Source organism: Dactylosporangium thailandense, assembly GCF_059739745.1.
On record NZ_AP029195.1, the window covers coordinates 2069976 to 2088884 of the forward strand.

An 18909-nucleotide genomic window follows, 5' to 3' on the forward strand; every position below is an offset into this window, starting at 1 on the left:
CGTGCCCGAATCCACCGGTCTCGTCAACGACAACGCGACGCCCGCGCTGGCTCAGGCCGCGATCGCGCTGCTGGTGCAGGAGCGCCTGGTCATCGTGCTCAACGCGAAGAACGGCGCCGTCATCTCGGTCAACGACCGGGTGCTGGAGACCACCGACGCGCCGATCGAGGAGATCGTCGGGCGGCGGCTCGAGGACATCTGGAAGCTGCAGTCGCAGACGGTCGACCAGCTCCTCGACGCCGCGCGGGAGCGCAAGTTCATCGAGATGGTCAACTCGATCGTCGACAGCGGCGGGCGCCAGCGCTGGCTGCGGTTCAACTGCGGGCCGGTCGGCGGGGCGGGGCGTGAGACCGAGGCGATCCTCATCACCGCCTACGACATCACCAACGACCGGCGGCTGGTGGCGGAGCTGCGCGGGAAGTACTCGGCGGTGGACCGGGCCCAGGCGGTCATCGAGTTCGACCTCAACGGCGAGATCCTGACCGCGAACGAGAACTTCCTGACGCTCACCGGCTACGCGCTCGGCGACATCGTCAGGCAGCACCACCGGATGTTCGTCGAGGAGGGGACCGCCAACAGCGCCGAGTACGCGGAGTTCTGGGCGAAGCTCGCGCACGGCGAGGTGGAGAGCGGGGAGTACAAGCGGATCGGCCGGGGCGGTCGCGAGGTGTGGCTGCGTGCGACGTACAACCCGATCTTCGATCTCGAGGGCCGGCCGTACAAGATCGTGAAGTACGCGCTGGACATCACCGACACCAAGCTCACCAACGCGGAGTTCATCGGCAAGGTCGCGGCCGTCGACCGGGCGCAGGCGGTCATCGAGTTCGACCTCGACGGCACGATCAAGGCGGTCAACCGGAACTTCTGCAACGTCACCGGCTACGAGCCCGACGAGCTCGTCGGGCGCCACCACAAGATGCTGGTGAGCGAGGACGAGGCCCGCTCCAACGCCTACCGGGGCTTCTGGCAGCGGCTGTCCAAGGGGCAGTTCGAGTCCGGGGAGTACAAGCGCTACGGCAAGAACGGCCGCGAGGTGTGGCTGCAGGCCAGCTACAACCCGATCTTCGACCTCGACGGGCGGCCGTACAAGGTGGTGAAGTACGCCACCGACATCACCGACACCAAGAACCGCAACGCCGAGTTCGAGGGGAAGGTCGCCGCGATCGACCGGGCGCAGGCGGTCATCGAGTTCGACCTCGACGGGATGATCCTGGCGGCGAACCGGAACTTCCTGGAGACGATGAACTACGGCTCGCCCGACGAGCTCAAGGGCAAGCACCACCGGATCTTCGTGGACCCGATCGTGGCCGCGTCGGAGGACTACCGGCTGTTCTGGCAGCGGCTGGCCCGCGGGGAGTTCGAGTCGGGGGAGTACAAGCGGTTCGGCAAGGGCGGCCGGGAGGTGTGGCTGCAGGCGACGTACAACCCGATCTTCGATCTCGAGGGCCGGCCGTACAAGGTGGTGAAGTACGCCGTCGACGTCACCGAGCAGAAGGCGCGCAACGCGGAGTTCGAGGGCAAGGTCGCCGCGATGAACCGGTCGCAGGCGGTCATCGAGTTCGACACGAACGGCGTGGTGCTCGACGCCAACCGGAACTTCCTGGACCTGCTGGGCTACGGGCTAGAGGAGATCCGGGGCAAGCACCACCGGCTCTTCGTGGACCCGCAGGAGGCGCAGTCGGAGCAGTACGAGGACTTCTGGGAGCGGCTGCGGCGCGGTGAGTTCGACTCGGGGGAGTACAAGCGGGTCGGCAAGGACGGGCGCGAGGTGTGGATTCAGGCGACGTACAACCCGATCCTGGATCTCGACGGCCGGCCCTACAAGATCGTGAAGTTCGCGGCCGACGTGACGCTGGCGAAGCTGCGCACGGCCGAGTTCGAGGGGAAGGTCGCGGCGATCAACCGGGCGCAGGCGGTGATCGAGTTCGATCTCGACGGCAACGTGCTCGTCGCCAACGACAACTTCCTGCGCACCATGGGCTACTCGATGCGGGAGATTTTGGCCCAGCACCACAGCATGTTCTGCACGCAGGAGTACATCACGTCGCAGGAGTACCGCGACTTCTGGCTGCGGCTGGGGCGGGGCGAGATCCTGAGCGGGCGGTTCCACCGGATCGGCAAGTACGGCCGGGACGTGTACCTGCAGGCGACGTACAACCCGATCTTCGACCTCAAGGGCGACCCGGTGAAGGTGATCAAGTTCGCCACCGACGTCACCCAGCAGGTCGAGCTGGAGCAGCGGCTGAGCGTCAAGAGCCGCGAGATGAGCAAGGCGATCGACGAGCTGAGCACGTCGATCGCCACCATCGTCGGCAACGCCGGGCAGGCCAGCGAGCTGGCGGGGGAGACGCAGACGAACGCGCAGCGGGGCTTCGAGGAGCTGCGCAAGTCCATCGAGGCGATCGACCTGATGGAGCGCTCCTCGGACCAGATCGCCGGGATCGTGCAGGTGATCGGGGAGATCGCTTCGCAGACGAACCTGCTGGCGTTCAACGCCTCGATCGAGGCGGCCCGGGCCGGTGAGCACGGGGTCGGGTTCTCGGTCGTGGCCGGTGAGGTGCGCAAGCTGGCCGAGCGGTCGTCGGACTCGGCGCGGGAGATCAGCCGGCTCATCCAGGAGTCGGCGGCCCGGATCAACCAGGGGTCGCAGGTGGCGCAGCGGGCGCAGGACGCGTTCGAGGAGATCCTGCGCAGCGTCGGCAAGACCGCGGAGTCGATCCACCACATCGTGACGCAGACGCAGATGCAGCAGGACGCGTCGCGTACCGTGAACTCGCTCATCGGCGACCTGGTGGGGGCGGCGCCGCAGGCCGAAATCGGCATCGAGGGATGAGCGGCGGGATCCTGTACGGGGTCTTCATGGTCGCGGACGTGCACGTCGCGCTGCCGCTGTCGGAGCTGCGCGAGGTCATGCCGTGCCCGTCGTCGTTCAACCCGCTGCTGGCCACGGCGCCCGGCCTGGTCGGCGCGGTGAACCTGCGTCACCAGGTGATCCCGGTGCTGGATCTGCGCCGGATGCTCGGGGTGGAGTCGCCGTCGGGGCAGGACGTGGTCGTGGTCGCCTCCCACGAGGGGTCGGTGTTCGGGCTGCTCGCCGACGCGGTGCGGGGCGTGGTGCAGGTCGAGGAGCGCGAGCAGCTGGGGATCTCGGTCAACAGCGAGCTGCCGCAGGTGTTCGCGCGCACGTTCGAGCGGCCGGATGACGGTGCGGTCGTGTGCGTGCTGGACTGCGTGGCGATCCAGCGCCTGCCGGGCATGGTCCTCGCGACCGACACGGGCGGCCCGAGCGGTGCGATGGCGCAGGCGCAGGAGCAGAAGCGCGACGGTGGTACGGGCAGTCGCCGCATGATGATGCTGCTGCGGGCCGGCGAGATCGGCCTGTGCGTGGACGTGTCGCACATCCACTCGGTCGTGCCGGAGCTGGTGCTGAAGTCCTCGCCGATCGACGGCGGCATCATCCAGGGTGTCATCGAGCTCGCCGGGCACTACGTGCCGGCCGTGGACGCGCTGGCGGTGCTGGGGCTGGGCGCGCTGGCCCCGGTCGACGTGAAGCGGGGCGTGGCGCTGGCCTACGAGCGGGGGCTGCTGACGTTCGCGGTGACCGAGGTGGTGTCGATCGTCCCGGTGGCCGACGGCGACGTGCTGCCGATGCCGAGCTTCGGGCTGCCGGCGTCGCAGTACGCGGTCGGCATCCTGCCCGGCCAGGACGGCGGTTCGTATCTGGTGTTCGACGGGGCGCGGCTGCGGGCCGACGGGGAGCTCGGCACCCTGGCCGGGCTCGGCACGCCGGTCGGGGGTTCGGGGGCGGCGCCGCGGCACGAGGCGCCGCCGCAGGACGGGCGGGTCATCGAGCATCGGGTCCGCAAGTACCTCACGTACCTCGCCGGGCCGGAGGTGGCCACGGCGCTGGCGCAGATCGCCGAGATCGTGCCGCACCCGGACGACGTGATCCCGTTCGTCGGCGGCGGCCCGCTGCGCGGCGTGTTCACGCACCACCGCACGTCGGTGCCGCTGGTGGACCTGCCGGCGCTGCTCGGTGAGCGGGCCGACATCGACCCGGCGGCGGCGCGGGTGCTGCTCGTCGGCGGGGTCGGGTTCATCGTGCCGGCGCTGCGCGCGATCGAGGAGTCGACGTGGGAGGAGCGGATCGCCGGCGAGGGCCCGGCGCCGACGACGCTGGCCGGCAGCCCGCTGGTGAAGATCGGCGCCCGGATGCTCGCCCGGCTGGATCTGGAGGAGTTCGCCCGCACTATGGTTGGCGATCGTGGAGCCGATCCGGGTGGAGATTGACGGCCGGGAGCCGACGGTCGCCGAGCTGTCCCACGCGCTGCTGTCCAACTACGGCCACTTCACCGCGATGCAGGTGCGCGGCGGCCGGGTCCGCGGCCTGGAGCTGCACCTGAGCCGCCTTGCGGACGCGTCCCGGGAGCTGTTCGGCGCGTCCCTGGACGCGGGGCTCGTGCGGGGCTATCTCGGGCAGGCGATTCGCGGGGTGCCGGACGCTTCTGTGCGCGTCAATGTGTACCGGCGCGAAGAGCTGATGACCGTGGTCTCCGTGCGGCCGCCGGCCGTCCCGCCGGCGGGTCCGCTGCGGCTGCGCTCGGTGCCGTATGTGCGGCCGGCGGCGCATCTGAAGCACGTGGGCGGCTTCGGGCAGAGCTACTTCGGCCTGCGCGCCCGGGCCGAGGGCTTCGACGACGCGCTGCTGGTCGACGCGGGGGGTGCGGTGTGCGAGGCGGCCATCGCCAACGTCGCGTTCTTCGACGGTACCGTCGTGACGTGGCCTTCCTCCCCGCACCTGCCGGGGATCGCGATGCAGCTGCTGAAGCCGTTGCTGCGGTCCGTCGACGCGCGGGTGGCGCTTGCGGACCTGGGTGCGTTCCGTGCGGCGTTCGTCGCCAACTCCATCGGGGTGGCCCCGGTGGTGGCGGTCGACGACGTGCGCTTCGGTGTCGACGCCGCGCTGATGCGTGCGGTCGCCGACGCCGAGGCGAGCGTTGCGTGGGACGTGATCTAGGGCAGTTTGCGCAGGTGGGTGCGGCGGCCGTCGTGGTCGAAGATGCCGAGGATCTCGGCCGGGCCCTCGTGGCTGCCGAACGCGTGCGGGACCATCGTGGAGAATTCGGCGGCCTCGCCGGTCTCGACGATGATGAGGCGCTCGGCGAGGCGCAGCGCGATGGTGCCGGACAGCACCGTGAACCATTCGAAGCCGGGATGGGCCTTGAGCTGGTCGGGCCCCGGGAGCGGCCGGTCGATGCGCATCTTCGCGACGGTCGTGCCGCCCGGGCCCGCCTCGTGCCGCAGGGTCCAGGTCGTGATGCCGCGGGCGGGCTCGTGCCGGGGCCGGATGACGACGTCGGCGTCGGCGGACTCGACGAGCTGGTCGAGGCTCGTGCCGAGCGCCCGGGCGATCGCGGTGAGCTGGTCGAGGCTGATGCGCCGGTGCCCGGTCTCGATGCGGCTGAGCGTGGACGGGCTGATGAAGCACGCGGCGGCCAGGTCGTCGAGTGACATGCCGAGCGCGGCGCGCAGCCCCCGGATCCGCTTGCGGACGAGCGTGTCGAGGTCCCCGTCATCTGTTTCTTGCTTCATACGCAAGATGCTATGCGATTGCGGCAAGACGCGGCTACAGTCGGTCGCATGCACACGCACAGTCACCCCCAATCCGGCCATACCCACGGCCATACCCACGGTCACGCCCACGGCCACGCCCACGGTCATGGCCACGGGCATCATGGGCACGAGCACAACGAGGGGCTCGCGGAGCTGCTCGAGCTCGACGCCGAGGTCCTGCACGACTACCACACCGGCATCTTCGGCTGGGTCCGCGCACACGACCCGTCCGGCCGCGTCCGCAGCGTCGCCGACCTCGGGGCGGGCACCGGCGCCGGCACCCTCGGGCTGCTCGCGCAGTTCCCCGGCGCGACCGTCACCGCCGTCGACGCCGACGAGGCCATGCTGCACCGCCTCGCCGGCAACGCCGCCGCCCGCGGCGAAGGCGAGCGGGTCCGCACGCTGCGGGCCGACCTCGACGCCGGCTGGCCCGCCGGGCTCGACGGGCTGGACCTGGTGTGGGCGGCCAACTCGATGCACCACATGGCCGACCCGGCGCGCGTGCTCGCCGACATCCGCGCCGCCCTCGCCCCCGACGGGCTGCTGGCCCTGGCCGAGCTCGACTCGTTCCCGAGGTTCCTGCCCGAGGGTGCCGAGGGCGGCCTGGAGGAGCGCTGCCACGCGGCGATGGCCCGCCGCCGCGAGCAGGACATGCCGCACATGGGCGACGACTGGGCCGCGGCCCTGGCCGGGGCGGGCCTGAAGGTCGAGGCCGAGCGGCGCTTCGAGGCGGCGCTGAGCGCACCGCTGCCGGAGGCGGCCGCCCGCTACGCGCAGGCGTCGCTGAGCCGCACCAGGCAGGGCCTCGCCGACCTGCTCGACCCCGCCGACGTGGCCGCGCTGGACGCGCTGCTCGGCGACGGCCCCCGCGCGCTGCGCCGCCGGGCCGACCTCACCGTCCGCGCCGCCCGCACCGTGTGGATCGCCCGCCGGGTCAGCTGACCGGCTCCGCCACGCCGGGCGGGACCTGGGCCAGCAGCCGGGAGATCTCGGCGCCGTAGGGCTGGCCGATCGACAGCGCGTAGGTGGCCTCGTCCCGGTAGAACGTGATGTCGGCGGGCCGCAGCAGCGCCGCGGCCTCCGGGCCGGCCGTGGCGCAGCGCAGCAGCTCCACCTGCCAGCGCGGCGGCAGGTGGCCCAGGATGGACTCCATGCGCGCCAGGTCGTCGGCGTCGATCGTGCCGGCCGCGCAGCGCGCCGTCAGCCGGGCCGCGTGGTCGATCGGTGTCCAGCCGGCGAAGAGGTCGCTGTCGCCGGCGGCGAAGACCTCGTCGGCCTTGCTGCTGCCGAGACTGCTGTGCACCCAGGCCCGGGTCACGTCGTTGGCGATCTCATCGACCGCGCCGAGCTCGGCGAGCCCGCGGTCGAGCCCGACGCCGAGGCGCCTGATCGTGCGGGCCAGCCAGCCGAACTCCTGCCAGTGCCGGTCCGGCGAGACGACGAAGGTCCGGGCGGCGAGCGCGCCCAGGGTGGCGGCGGCCTCCCGCGCGTGGCGGTAGCCGAGCCGGCGGTCGCAGAGGTCGAGCGCCGCGAGCAGCGAGGTCGCCGAGTGCGCGTCGACGACCTGGGTCGCGTGCAGCGGCACGGCGGCGGCGATCTCGTCGGCGGCGTGCCGCGGGCCCCACTGGTGCAGCGCGTGGATCAGCACCGGCACGCGCTTGAGGTCCGAGGCGTAGCCGTTGCGGATGCGGGCGGCGATGCGGTCGATGCGCAGCTGCTCCGCCCACTCCTCGGCCACCTGCTCGAGGTAGAAGAACGCGGCGAAGCCGCGCAGCAGGCTCTGCACCGCGTTCGGGGAGCGCAGGTGCTCCGCCTGGGCGTTCCAGGACCGCAGGACCTTGTTCGCCACCGTCTCGGGCGGCAGCACCCGCACCTCGGCCGTCTTGCGCATCAGGTCCCCGATCAGCACGGGGTTGTCGCTGTCCATGAGCGCGCGCGCCCGCTGCGGCCAGAGGGGCTCCTTGGCCAGGGCCTCGCCGACGACCCGCGCCCAGTCGTCGTTGATGGCGTCGATCGCCCGGATGAGCTCGATGGCCTCGGCGGGCGGGAAGAAGCCGCGCCGTACCACGGACAGGATGCCACGCAGCTGGGGTGCGCGCCCGCGGCCCGCGTTGCGGGCCAGGTCCGACGGGCTCGGCCGGGCCGACGGGGCCGCCGCCGCGGCCGGCCCGCCGGTGCGCTGCTGCGGCACGCGCGGGGTGGCCGGGGCGATGGTCCGGCCCACCAGCAGGTCGTCGAGCCGGGAGACGCAGTCGGCGGTGAACGCCCGGGGGGCCAGGCGCCGCAGCAGCACGAGCGCGTGCGCCATCTTGCCCGGATGGTGCAGGGCCTGGATGCGCGCCGCCCAGACCTGCGGGCTGGTGCTGACGTGCTCGATGAGCTCGAACGCGCTGATGTCGACGTCCTCGGCGTCCTTGAGCACCTCGGCGTAGACGTCGATGGTCTTGAGCGCGTCGAGGACGTTGCCCTTGCGGATCAGCTCCGTCAGGCCCTTGCGGTAGCCGGTGGAGAAGTCGACGACGAAGTTGCCCTCCCGCATCAGGCGCAGCGCGGCGGCGAGCCGGATGTAGCCGATGCGGGCGTCCGCGGTCTGGCTCTGGCTGATGTGCCGCAGCAGCACCCCTTCGTCGAGACGCTCGTAGAGGGCCGCCAGGAAGGTCGGGCCGGCGGACTCGTGCGCGCCGAGCAGCAGCGCGAGCCGGGGCGTGTGGTCCTTGTCGTGGTCGCTCGCCTCGGACACCACGATGTCGGCGCACCGCTCGAGGAACGGCCGGAGGTGCTCGGTGGAGATGTCGGCGTTGATCAGCGCCTCCATCGTCTTGTAGACGACGCTGCCGCGCAGCTCTCCGTTGAAGGCCTGGCCGACGAAGGCGACCAGCCGGGCACACAGCTGCGCGCTGGCGTTGCTGCTGCCGCCCGGGCCCCACAGGGTGTCGAACGCGGCCAGGGCGGACAGGATGTGACCGACGCCCTTCACGTCGCCGGTGTCGATGACCCGCCGGGCGAGCCCCTCGACGACCATGCCGTCGGCGCAGTCGCGGTCCGGCCCGTACAACGCCTCGGCCACGGTCTGCCAGTTGGTCGCCGTGACCTTGCGGATCAGCTCCGCCGCTTCCCACGGCGAGGCGTGGCGGCGCGTGGTGCTGCCCCAGCCGCCGGTCCGCTCGTCGATGCGGCCCAGCGTCGAGCGCAGCCACGGCGCCATGACGACGCGGCGCACGATCTGGCGGGCCGAGACGATGTCGACCCGGCGCAGCTGCTCGAGGCCGAAGGCGACCCGGCCCGGCCCGGAGCGCTCCAGGGCTTCGCGGACCTCGTCCGCCACGCGCTCGTGCAGGGCGGTGGTGTCGGGCTCGGCCCGCTCGTTGACGAGGAGGTTCAGCGCGGCGCGGGCCAGCAGCGCGCCGGCGTCGCGGTGGGCGTCGTACGTGATGAGCCGCTGCACGCCCTCGGCGTCGGCGAACGCCTCGGTGATCTCGGTGCGCAAGGCGCCGTAGCGGCCGAACCGCACCGCCGCCTGGACCAGCGAGATCGCCGCCGCGTAGTCCTCCAGCCGGCGCGGGTTGCACCGGGCGGTCGCGAGGGTGGCGAGCTCGGTGATGTGCTTGGCCGTCTCCTGCTCGTAGAACTGCCCCAGCTCGTAGATGACCAGGACGCCCTGCACGGGACTGCTGCGGGCCAGCCCGCGGCGCACGCCGGTGCTGATGGCGTTGCGGACGTGGATGTAGAGACCGTTGAGGTTGTGCTGGCCGACCTCCGGGCCGGTGTGCAGGTCGCGGCAGGACCGGATGGCGTTGAGGCACGTCGAGACCTCCCGGGCGCTGAGCCGCTCCCAGCCCTGGGCCTTCAGCGCCTCGAGCAGGACCCGGAACAGGGTGATCCGGTAGGCCTGGCTGTACTGCTCGTCGCCGCCGAGCAGGGCCCGGGCGATGAGGGTCGGCGGCGAGCCCGGCCCCAGGGCGGCGATCATCGACTCGGCGATCTGCGGCAGCAGCCGGCGGTGCAGCTTCTGGTCCAGGGACGCGGCGGCGGTCAGCAGGGCGGTGGTGTAGCCGACCGCCACCGGGTCGCCGGACTCGAGGATGTGCTGCAGGAACGGCAGCAGCGCGTCGGCCTGCTGCTCGGTCGTGCGCCGCCACACGGCCTCGCCCTCGGCGGTCAGCGGATATCCGCTGCGCGGCGTCAGCAGCGCCCGGCACATCGCGCTGCGCGGGATGTACCAGCGGTTGCTGCCGTCACGCATCGCGCCCGCCTTGGGCAGCCGCTCGCGCGTCGAGCCCCGCAGCATCGAGTCCGGCACGGCGATGCGCAGCAGGCTGCTCGCCGCGACGATGCGGATCTCGTTGAGGTCGCCCGCGGAGATCCCGTAGCTCCACTTGGCCGCGTACTGGTTGCGCAGCTCGACGACCCGCCGGATGTCGGTTGCCTCGTCGACCGGGTCCGCGGCCAGGGCGGAGGTCGCCGCCCGCACCCGCTGGTCCGCGGCGGGCTCGGCGCGGCCCGGCGCCGGCTCGAGGAGCAGGCGCGTCAGATACCACAGGTCGCCGCTGGCGGCGCGGCACAGCAGCCCCAGCGTCCCGGGGTTCGGCTTCGGCAGCGCGTTGGCGTCGACGAACTGCTCGGCGAACTGCCGGACGTGGTCGCGGCGGCTGACGGCCGGCGCGGTCGCCACCTGATCGGTGCGCCAGCGGGCCGCGCCGCGCCCGCTGTAGACGCAGACCGCGATCAGCAGCGTCGCGGAGTCCTCGGCGACGGCGGTCAGCACCGTGTCGAGGTCGACGGAGTCCTCGTGCGGCACGAGGTCCTCGAGGATGACGACGATCTCCTGGTCCGGGGCGTGGCCGTGGGCCAGGCGGGCCAGGTCGACGAGGTGCCGCAGCTGCGTCTCGTCCGGCAGGCGGCCGTCCTTGAGCTGCAGCTCCAGCACCGGCACGCGATGCCGCCCGCTCCACGCCAGCGCGACCTGCCGCGCGGCGGTGGTCCGCCCGGACGAGGTGGGGCCGCCGATGACGAGGACGCGCTCGCCGACGTCGAGGCGCCGATGCGCCTCCGTCGTGGTCCGGGTCCACTCCACCAGCGTGAAGGGGGTCCCGTCCTGGGAGATGTTCGTGCCGATGTCGGTGACCGCCGACAGCTCGTGGCCCTGCGCCTCCAGCCCGGCCAGTGCGGTCCGCCGCACGACACGGTCCCAGAGCTGCGGCCACAGCTGCGCGCACGCCTCGTCCAGCGGCGCCGGGGCGATGTAGGCGGCGAGCGTCCGCCCGCCGCGCCGCACCGCCTCCTGCTTGGCGTGCCACTGGCTGTCCTCGATCGGCTCGATCCGGCCGTCGACGACGTCGCCGGTGACGACGGTCGTGGTGGCGGGCAGATCGAGCAGCGCGCCGACGATCGCGACCGCCGTCGGCGCGGCGGCCGACCGGTCCTCCAGCCGGTAGCCCTTGGGCACGCCGAACACGGCGACCGGTGTCATCGACTCCCAGGGCTCGATCGACTCCGGCCGGCAGCCCAGATAGGCGGCCAGGTCGAGGCCGGCGCGCAGGCCGGCCTGGACCGCGTCGAGGAACGGCCGGGTCAGCTCCGGAAGGTCCGCCTCGTCGGGCGCGGCATCGGTGCCGGCGGCGAGGATCAGCTCGACGGTCAGCCCGTTCGCCGAACGCCCGACCACGACCGGGATCGGTATCCGGATCATGGTGCGTTGCCCGCCGGCCGGCTCCGGTCCCGGCAACGCGTCCGGGGCCGGTGGCACGGCCTCGTCGGCCGGCCAGTCCTCCTCGATGTTGGCCAGCCGCGTCACACCGCCGAGCGTGCCGAGGTGCTGTGCGAACGCCGGCCACGGATCGCCCTCCCGGCCGAGCGACCCGCGCAGCAGCCCCAGGCCGGCCTCGGGATTGCCCGGCTGCAGCCACGCCGGCAGCCGGTTCGGGGCGGCCGGATCCTCGTCGAGGAGCGCGGTCTGCAGCTCGTTGTACACCGCGTCGAGGCAGGCGCGGACCTTCTCGGCCAGGGCGGCCGGCTGGGCGTCCGGCGCGGCGTGGCGGACCCGCTGGTCGAGGTCGAGCAGCGCGGCCTGCAGGCGCAGCGCCGAAGGGCAGGCCGGCCGCGGCGCGGACCTACTCATGGTCCCGGCCCTCGTGCGGCTCGGAGTGCTCGCCGGCGCCGGTGTCGTCGACCAGCCAGAGCACGTCGCGCAGCAGGGCCGACGGCGGCAGCCCGTCCGGGTTGGGCACCGCCAGCTCGGGCTCGCCCAGCATCGGCAGCGGCTCCATGGTCGGGTGGAAGACGACGGTGGCCTTGCCGATTCCGGGCAGCTGCCACAGCCGGAGCCGGCCGCGGGCCCGGGCGACCTCGATGCGTGCGGCCGGGGCGGCGTCCTCCAGCAGGTTGTAGCGGGCGATGTGCTGCTGCTGGGTGGCGACGGACGCGACGAGCGCGCGCGTGTCGTCGTCGTAGGCAACGGTGACGATCCGGTCGACGGGCCGGGCCCGCGGCCGGAACTGGATGATGCTCGCGGACGGCGCGTCCTCGGCGGCTTCGTCCTCGGCGAGCCGCCGGACGATCTGCAACCCCAGCTCGGTCAGCGCGGGCCGGTTGTGCTCGAGCACCTTCAGGGCCTCCAGCAGCAGCCGCGAGCCGGGACCGACACCCTCCAGGGCGATGCTCTGCCCGGCCGGCGACAGCAGATCCAGCCGGGCCAGGAACTGGGCCAGTGAACCGGGGAGCGCGGCCAGGACGGCGGCGTTCTCCTCCGGCATGCTCGACGCCGACTCACCGAAGTGATCGCGACCAGTCATGTGCGACACCTTGTCATTGCGGTCGGTGCGCGGCGCTGAGTTGGGCCGCGCCTCTCTTCCCCTAGTACGCATGCGTGGACCTCCGTGGCCACCGCCGGTGCGCGGAAAAAATGTTCATCGCCGGCTCACGCGACCTCGACGAGGTACTGCTCGAGCCGGGCCAGGCACTTGCCGACCGCGCTCTTGCTCATCCCGACCGCCTCCGCGACGGCGCGCTGGGTGGCGTCGGCGTCGGTCCGGCGCGCCTGGTTCAACCACTCGTGCACGACGTTCACGACCGACATGTCCCGGCGTTGCACGGCCAGCGCGAGCGCCGAGCGCACCTGGCCCTCGGAGGCGAGCTGCTCGATCAGGCGATCGGCCTCGTCGTCGCCGACGCCCGACCAGATCCGCTCGAGATCGGCGTCGGGGATCGGCGACGGCGGCAGCCCGGGGCGTTTCAGGTCGCTCGCCACGGTCGTGGCGATCTTGAGCAGGTAGCCGGACGGCGAGCGGTCCGGGTCGACCCGGCCGGACCGGATCGCGTTGATGAACTTCAGCAGCGCCTGCTGGGCGATGTCCTCGGGCTCCAGGCCGGGACGGTCGTCCCGGCGGATGAGCCGGGGCAGGCCGTCGGTGACGGACCGGAGAGCGGCCGCGTACTGCTCCTCCTGCTCGGCGTCGAGCCGATGCCGGTCCTGCTCGAGAATCAGCCGCACCAGCGTCACGCACTGCTCCGTGAAGCCGGTCTTCCTGTCGGCCGCGGTCACGTGGGCCCCTTCCCTCGATCAACCTTGGTGTGCCGGTCCCAGCGCCGCCGTTCGAACTCCACCGTCAGGATCTCGGCGACCTCGTAGGCCGCGACCTGCCGCTGGTGCGTCGTGGCCAGCCGGTCGGTGACGACGTCCATGCCCCGGCGCAGCTCGGTCAGGCAGTCCAGCGCGTGATCCTTCTGCGTCTTGCGGGCGCCGTTGCGCGACTCCCGGCCGAGGACCACGGCGAGCTCCTCGGCGCTGGCCAGCAGCCGGGGGTATCCGGACGGGTCCAGCTTGAGCCGTCTGAGCTCGGCATGGATGCGCTGGGCGGACTCCGCGTCCATGCGCCGGCACATCCGCTCGTACACCCACGCCAGCGCCGAGTCGACGCGGGCCGAGCCGCCGGTGGAGTCGCGCTCGCGCGGCGGCCCGGGGCGCAGGTGCGTGCGGCCGACCCGGGCCCGCAGCAGCGCGGCCGCGGCCACCCCGGCCAGCATGCCCTGGCCGAGCTGCTCGATGACCGTCGTGCCGGTCACGACCGGCCAGGCCGCGAGCAGGCCGGCCAGCACCGGGACCGCGCTGAGGGCCAGCCGGCGGGCGTAGTAGCGGCGCCGGCCGAGCCAGAGCCGCCAGTACGCGGTGTCCTGCGGCTCGAACATCAGTTCACTGAGGCACACCGCGACGGCGGCTGCGCCGAGGTATCCGATCACCGTTCGCTCCGTCGCTCGGTCCGGTACGTTCACAGCCGAGTACGCCGGGCGGGCCAGGCCTGGCCACCGGCGGAGCTGGGCAGATGCCGGGAAGCGACAGGTATCGACGGAGCGTGGTGGCCGTGACAGGAATCTGTGATCAGCCCCACAAGGAGGATCGTAGGTCGGCCCGTGCCGGAATCGCTTCGGCCGATCGGCGGCGCGCAGGGCGGTTCTGGGCGCCGTACGGTGGTGGCGAAGGTCGGTCGACCGGTCGGCGGCGAGTCGGGGTGGCGGCGTGCGGCGCGTTCGGGTGAGCCTCGCCCTGCTGGGCCTCAAGGTGCCCGCGGTGGCGCTGCTGGCCGTGCCGCCGCTCGCCTTCACCCACTTCTACGCCGCGCTGTCGTTTCCCGCGCTCGTCGTGCTCGTCGCCGGCTCCCGCCGCCTCGCCGACGTGAGCCGGGTCCTGCACCGGCGCTGGACCGGCACGGACATCGAGCGGCCCTACCCGCCGCGGCCCGTCGTCGAGCGGACCGAGCAAGGCTGGTACTGGACCGGCTACGACTACCACCGCCGGCGCCCGATGGCCGTGGTGAGCCTGTGGTTCAACTGGGTCGGGCGCGACCCGGCGACGTGGCGCGACCTGCTGTGGCTCGCGGCGGACCCCGTGATCGGCACCGTGCTGCTGCCGGCCGGGCTGAAGGCGCACGCGGCGTGGACGAGGGCGCTGCTCGCCCCGGCCGGCAGCGCCCGGCTCAGCGCGCGCGTGCGGCAGCTCACCGACACCCGCGCCGAGGCCCTCGACGCGCAGGCCGCCGAGCTCGAGCGCATCGAGCGCGACCTGCACGACGGGGCCCAGGCGCGGCTCGTGGCCATCCAGCTCACGCTGGGCCTGGCCCGGCGGCGGCTGCGGGAGGACCCCGACGGCGCCGACGAGCTCGTGCGCGAGGCGCGGGAGACGGCGGCGGAGGCGGTACGGCAGCTGCGTGACCTCGTGCACGGGATCCGCCCGCCGGTGCTGACCGAGCGCGGCCTGGTCGACGCCCTGCGGCTGCTGGCGCTGGAGCACCCGGGCGCGGTGACGGTGACCGCGGACCTGCCCGGACGGCCCGCCCCGCCGCTGGAGTCCGCGGTGTACTTCGCCGCCGCGGAACTGCTCACCAACGTGGCCAAGCACGCGCGGGCCGGTACCGTGGCGCTGTCTTTGGTCCACAGTGGAGGGACGTTGCGGCTCGCCGTGTCCGACGACGGGATCGGCGGCGCGGATCCGGCGGGCGGCACGGGGCTGGAGGGCGTGCGGCGGCGGCTGCGGCCGTTCGACGGTACGCTCACCGTCGACAGTCCGCCCGGTGGTCCCACGAGCGCGACCCTGGAGGTGCCGTGCGTGTTGTCCTCGCCGAGGACCTCTACCTGCTGAGGACCGGCATCGAGCGGATGCTGACCGCCTACGGGTTCGAGGTCGTCGCCGCCGTCGACAACGGCCCGGACCTGCTCGCGGCCCTGCTGGAGCACCGGCCCGACGTCGCCGTCGTCGACGTGCGGCTGCCCCCGACCAACACCGACGAGGGGCTGCGGGCCGCGCTCGCCGCCCGCCGCGAGGTGCCCGGGCTGCCGGTGCTGATCCTGTCGCAATACGTGCAGCAGCTGTACGCGCGCGAGCTGCTCGCCGGCGGTGGTGGCGTCGGCTACCTGCTCAAGGACCGTGTGTCCGACACCGACGAGTTCGTGGACGCGCTGCGGCGCGTGGCCGCGGGCGGGACGGCCGTCGACCCCGACGTCATCGCGAAGCTGCTCGCGCCCGGGCGTGCCCCGGCCGGCCTGACCGAGCGGGAGCTGGACGTCCTCGCGCTCATGGCGCAGGGGCTGTCCAACGCGGTCATCGGCCGGCGGCTGTTCCTGAGCGAGGGCTCGGTGAGCAAGTACACGACGCAGATCTTCGCGAAGCTCGGGCTCGACCAGTCCCCGGACACCCATCGCCGGGTCCTGGCCGTCCTCGCCTACCTCGATTCGAAGCCCTGAAACGACCGAAAAGTTTTCAGCGGGCCGGCGCCACACCCGTCGACTCGCGGACCACGAGCCGGCCCGGCTGGCGTACGACACCCGAATGCTGCTCGCCGTCCAGCACCGCGAACAGGTGCTGCACCGCCTGCGCCCCCAGCTGCTCCAGGTTCAGGTCCACTGTGGTCAGCGGCGGCCGGCACTCGGTCGCGAAGACCTCCCAGTTGTCGTAGCCGACGAGGGCCACGTCGTCGGGGACCGAGCGGCCCAGCTCGCGCAGCGCCTCGGCGACGCCCGAGGCGATCTGGTCGTTGCCGCAGAAGATCGCGTCGACGTCCGGGTGGGCGGCCAGCAGCCGGGCGCCCGCGTGGCGGCCCCAGCGCTGTGACCACTGCCCGAACAGTGGCTCCCCGGCCGGGGCGAGCCCGGCCGCGTCCAGGACCTCGGCGAACGCGGCGGCGCGGTCGCGGGCGGCCCGGTAGCCGGGGTCGCCGGTGATGTGGGCGATCCGCTTGCGGCCCAGCGACACGAGGTGCTCGGCGGCCAGGCGGGCGCCGCCGGCGTCGTCGGCGATGACCGAGATGTCATTGGGGTCGTCGGACTCGCAGTACGCGTACACGACCGGCACCGGGATGTCGCGGGTCAGCGACGGGCGCAGGTCGTTGGCGTCGCCGAGGATGATGAAGCCGTCCACCTGCCGGGCCAGCAGCGTGCGGATGTAGTGCCGGCGGCGGATCGCGTCGCCGCGGGCGTCGCACAGCAGCACGCTCATCTGCTCGTTGCCCAGCGCGTTCTCGGCGCCGAGCAGCACGGGGATGGCGAAGCGGGCCGCGGACAGCTCGTCGGTGAGCAGCCCGATGGTGCGGGTGTTGCCCGAGATCAGGCCGCGTGCCAGCACGTTGGGCTGGAACGACAGCTCCTCGGCGGCCTGCTGCACCCTCCGGCGGGTCGCCGGGGCCACCTCGCCGCGCGAGTTGAGCGCCTTCGACGCCGTCGCGATCGACACCCCGGCCCGCTTGGCGACGTCGGTCAGGGTGACCTGCGCGCGCTTTCTGCCCACGTCAGACGCATCCTCTCGAAAACTTTTCGAAGACTATAGCGAACGAGTGGACGTCGTCACAACTGTCACACAGATGCGAGCACGGGAAATAGACCGTTGACAGGTCTGTAACCTGCTGCCACCATTCCCGAAAAGGTTTTCGAGATTGTCGAGAAAGGTGGTGGCCGTGACAGTCCATCCGGGACCTGTCGCGCCCGCGCGCGGGGCGCTGCGGCCCGTCGGAACGCACCAGGTGCGGCTCACCGGCGGGTTCTGGGGACAGCGCCAGGCGGTCAACGGCACCGCCACCATCGAGCACTCGAAGTTCTGGCTGGACCGGCTCGGCTGGACGGGCAACTTCCGCGACCCCGAGGCCGCGCTGCGCCGCCGCGGCCGCGAGTTCTCCGACTCCGAGGTCTACAAGCTCGCCGAGGCCGCGAGCTGGGAGTCCGCCCGGCCCGGCGGCACCGACCACACCGCGCTGCTGGCCGAGCTCACCGAGCTGATCGCCGGGGCCCAGGACGCCGACGGCTACCTGCACACCGCCTACGGGCGGCCGGGGCAGCCGGAGCGCTACGGCGACCTCAACTTCGGCCACGACCTCTACTGCGCCGGGCACCTGCTGCAGGCCGCCGTGGCCGGCGCCCGCACCGGCGCCGCCCCCGGGCTGCTGCCGGTCGCCCGCCGGGTCGCCGACCACGTCTGTGAACGTTTCGCGGCGGAGGGCTTCGACGGCCACCCCGAGGTCGAGCCCGGGCTCGTCGAGCTGTACCGGCTCACCGGCGAGCGCCGGTACCTCGAGATGGCCGCGGCCTTCATCGACCGGCGCGGGCACCGCAGCCTGCCCGAGCACGAGTTCGGGTGGCGGTACTTCCAGGACGACACCCCGATCCGCGACGCCGAGGTGTTCGGCGGCCACGCGGTCCGCGCGCTCTACCTGGCCTGCGGCGCCGTCGACGTGGCGGTGGAGACCGGCGACGAGGAGCTGCTCGCGGCCATCGTCCGGCAGTTCGACCGGACCCTCGCCCGGCGCACCTACATCACCGGCGGCATGGGCTCGCGCCACCTCGACGAGGCCTTCGGCGACGACTTCGCCCTCCCGCCGGACCGCGCCTACTCCGAGACCTGCGCCGGCGTGGCCACCGTCATGCTCGCCCACCGGCTCCTGCTCGCCACCGGCGACATCCGCTACGGCGACATCGTCGACCGGGTGCTGCACAACGTCGTCGCGGCCGCGGTCGCCGACGACGGCCGCGCCTTCTTCTACGCGCACACCCTGCACCAGCGCACCCGCGCCGAGGTGCCCCCGGCCGAGCACGAGCAGCTGCGCTTCGGCGGCGGCCAGCGCGCGCCCTGGTTCGAGGTGTCGTGCTGCCTCAACAACGTCGCCCGGCTCGTCGCGTCCCTGGGCACCTACTTCGTCACCGAGGACGACGAGGGTGTCCAGATCCACCAGTACGCCCCGATGACCATCGAGGCCGCCGGCTTACGCCTCGAGGTCGCCACCGCCTACCCCGAGGACGGCGCCGTCACCGTCACCGTCCTGCAAGCCCCGGCGGGGGAGCGCACCATCACCCTGCGCGTGCCCGGATGGGCCGGCGGCGGGCGGCACACCGAGCGGCGGGTCTTCGCCGCCGGCGAGCAGATCCGCCTCGACCTGCCCGTGCGCCCCCGCTGGACGTTCCCCGACCCGCGCGTCGACGCCGTGCGCGGGTGTGCCGCCGTCGAGGTCGGCCCGGTCGTCATGTGCGCCGAGTCGATCGACCAGGAAGACGGCGTCAACCTCGACGAGCTGCAGGTCGACACGGCGGTCGCCCCCGAGTCCGGCGCGGTGAAGGGACGCGCCATCCGGCCGGTCGAGCACGCCTGGCCGTACCGCGACCGCACCACGACGACCGAGCGCCCCGAGCCGATCGTCGTGCCGCTCGTGCCGTACCACCGCTGGGCCCGCCGCGGCCCGTCCACCATGCGGGTCTGGCTGCCCACCACACCGTCGTAACACCGACCGCATTGGAGGTGACGCGATGCCACACCCCCGCTGGAAA

Annotated in this window: 13 protein-coding genes; 7 read left to right on the forward strand and 6 right to left on the reverse strand. The window is 72.8% G+C overall.

Annotated features, from left to right (window positions below; translation table 11 throughout):
* The first annotated feature begins 1 nt into the window (after position 1).
* From AC6JBM_RS09050 to AC6JBM_RS09060, 3 genes are read left to right on the forward strand one after another with little or no spacing between them, the layout of a single operon-like run.
* Entirely contained in the window at positions 2-2833 is a 2832-nt protein-coding gene (locus AC6JBM_RS09050) for a methyl-accepting chemotaxis protein (RefSeq protein ID WP_497983139.1), read from the forward strand.
* The gene (locus AC6JBM_RS09055) at positions 2830-4290 is read left to right on the forward strand and encodes a chemotaxis protein CheW (RefSeq protein WP_497983140.1); all 1461 of its coding nucleotides are present in this window, start codon (positions 2830-2832) and stop codon (positions 4288-4290) included. Before AC6JBM_RS09050 ends, AC6JBM_RS09055 begins: the two co-directional genes overlap by 4 nt.
* The gene (locus AC6JBM_RS09060) at positions 4265-5017 is read left to right on the forward strand and encodes an aminotransferase class IV (protein ID WP_497983141.1); all 753 of its coding nucleotides are present in this window, start codon (positions 4265-4267) and stop codon (positions 5015-5017) included. The genes AC6JBM_RS09055 and AC6JBM_RS09060 overlap by 26 nt, the downstream gene beginning before the upstream one ends.
* On the opposite strand, the gene AC6JBM_RS09065 is transcribed toward AC6JBM_RS09060, so the two are convergent.
* On the reverse strand, positions 5014-5592 hold the full coding sequence (locus AC6JBM_RS09065; RefSeq protein ID WP_497983142.1) for a helix-turn-helix domain-containing protein: 579 nt from the start codon (positions 5590-5592) through the stop codon (positions 5014-5016). The two genes, AC6JBM_RS09060 and AC6JBM_RS09065, sit on opposite strands and share 4 nt — an antisense overlap.
* 48 nt (positions 5593-5640) lie before the next feature.
* Here AC6JBM_RS09065 and AC6JBM_RS09070 point away from each other — a divergent pair, with 48 nt between their 5' ends.
* A complete protein-coding gene (locus AC6JBM_RS09070; protein ID WP_497983143.1) occupies positions 5641-6555 on the forward strand; it encodes a class I SAM-dependent methyltransferase in 915 nt (304 codons plus the stop codon).
* On the opposite strand, the gene AC6JBM_RS09075 is transcribed toward AC6JBM_RS09070, so the two are convergent.
* From AC6JBM_RS09075 to AC6JBM_RS09090, 4 genes are all read right to left on the reverse strand, one after another.
* Positions 6548-11731 carry a hypothetical protein gene (locus tag AC6JBM_RS09075; protein ID WP_497983144.1) on the reverse strand — a complete coding sequence of 1728 codons (5184 nt, stop codon included), beginning with the start codon at positions 11729-11731 and terminating at the stop codon, positions 6548-6550. The two genes, AC6JBM_RS09070 and AC6JBM_RS09075, sit on opposite strands and share 8 nt — an antisense overlap.
* Positions 11724-12404: a hypothetical protein gene (locus AC6JBM_RS09080; RefSeq protein WP_497983145.1), complete on the reverse strand. Its 681-nt coding sequence runs from the start codon at positions 12402-12404 to the stop codon at positions 11724-11726. The genes AC6JBM_RS09075 and AC6JBM_RS09080 overlap by 8 nt, the downstream gene beginning before the upstream one ends.
* A gap of 125 nt (positions 12405-12529) precedes the next feature.
* Positions 12530-13153, reverse strand: coding sequence for a sigma factor (locus tag AC6JBM_RS09085; RefSeq protein ID WP_497983146.1), 624 nt, complete (start codon positions 13151-13153; stop codon positions 12530-12532).
* Positions 13150-13848 (reverse strand): hypothetical protein, encoded by a 699-nt coding sequence (locus AC6JBM_RS09090; RefSeq protein ID WP_497983147.1) that lies wholly within the window; start codon positions 13846-13848, stop codon positions 13150-13152. The genes AC6JBM_RS09085 and AC6JBM_RS09090 overlap by 4 nt, the downstream gene beginning before the upstream one ends.
* 277 nt (positions 13849-14125) lie before the next feature.
* On the opposite strand from AC6JBM_RS09090, the gene AC6JBM_RS09095 reads away from it, so the two are divergent.
* Entirely contained in the window at positions 14126-15244 is a 1119-nt protein-coding gene (locus AC6JBM_RS09095) for a sensor histidine kinase (protein WP_497983148.1), read from the forward strand.
* A complete protein-coding gene (locus AC6JBM_RS09100) occupies positions 15208-15846 on the forward strand; it encodes a response regulator transcription factor (protein WP_497983149.1) in 639 nt (212 codons plus the stop codon). Before AC6JBM_RS09095 ends, AC6JBM_RS09100 begins: the two co-directional genes overlap by 37 nt.
* A 16-nt stretch (positions 15847-15862) precedes the next feature.
* Here AC6JBM_RS09100 and AC6JBM_RS09105 read toward each other — a convergent pair whose 3' ends face one another.
* Positions 15863-16885 carry a LacI family DNA-binding transcriptional regulator gene (locus AC6JBM_RS09105; protein ID WP_497983150.1) on the reverse strand — a complete coding sequence of 341 codons (1023 nt, stop codon included), beginning with the start codon at positions 16883-16885 and terminating at the stop codon, positions 15863-15865.
* A gap of 166 nt (positions 16886-17051) precedes the next feature.
* Here AC6JBM_RS09105 and AC6JBM_RS09110 point away from each other — a divergent pair, with 166 nt between their 5' ends.
* On the forward strand, positions 17052-18863 hold the full coding sequence (locus AC6JBM_RS09110) for a glycoside hydrolase family 127 protein (protein WP_497983151.1): 1812 nt from the start codon (positions 17052-17054) through the stop codon (positions 18861-18863).
* The last annotated feature ends 46 nt before the right edge of the window (positions 18864-18909 follow it).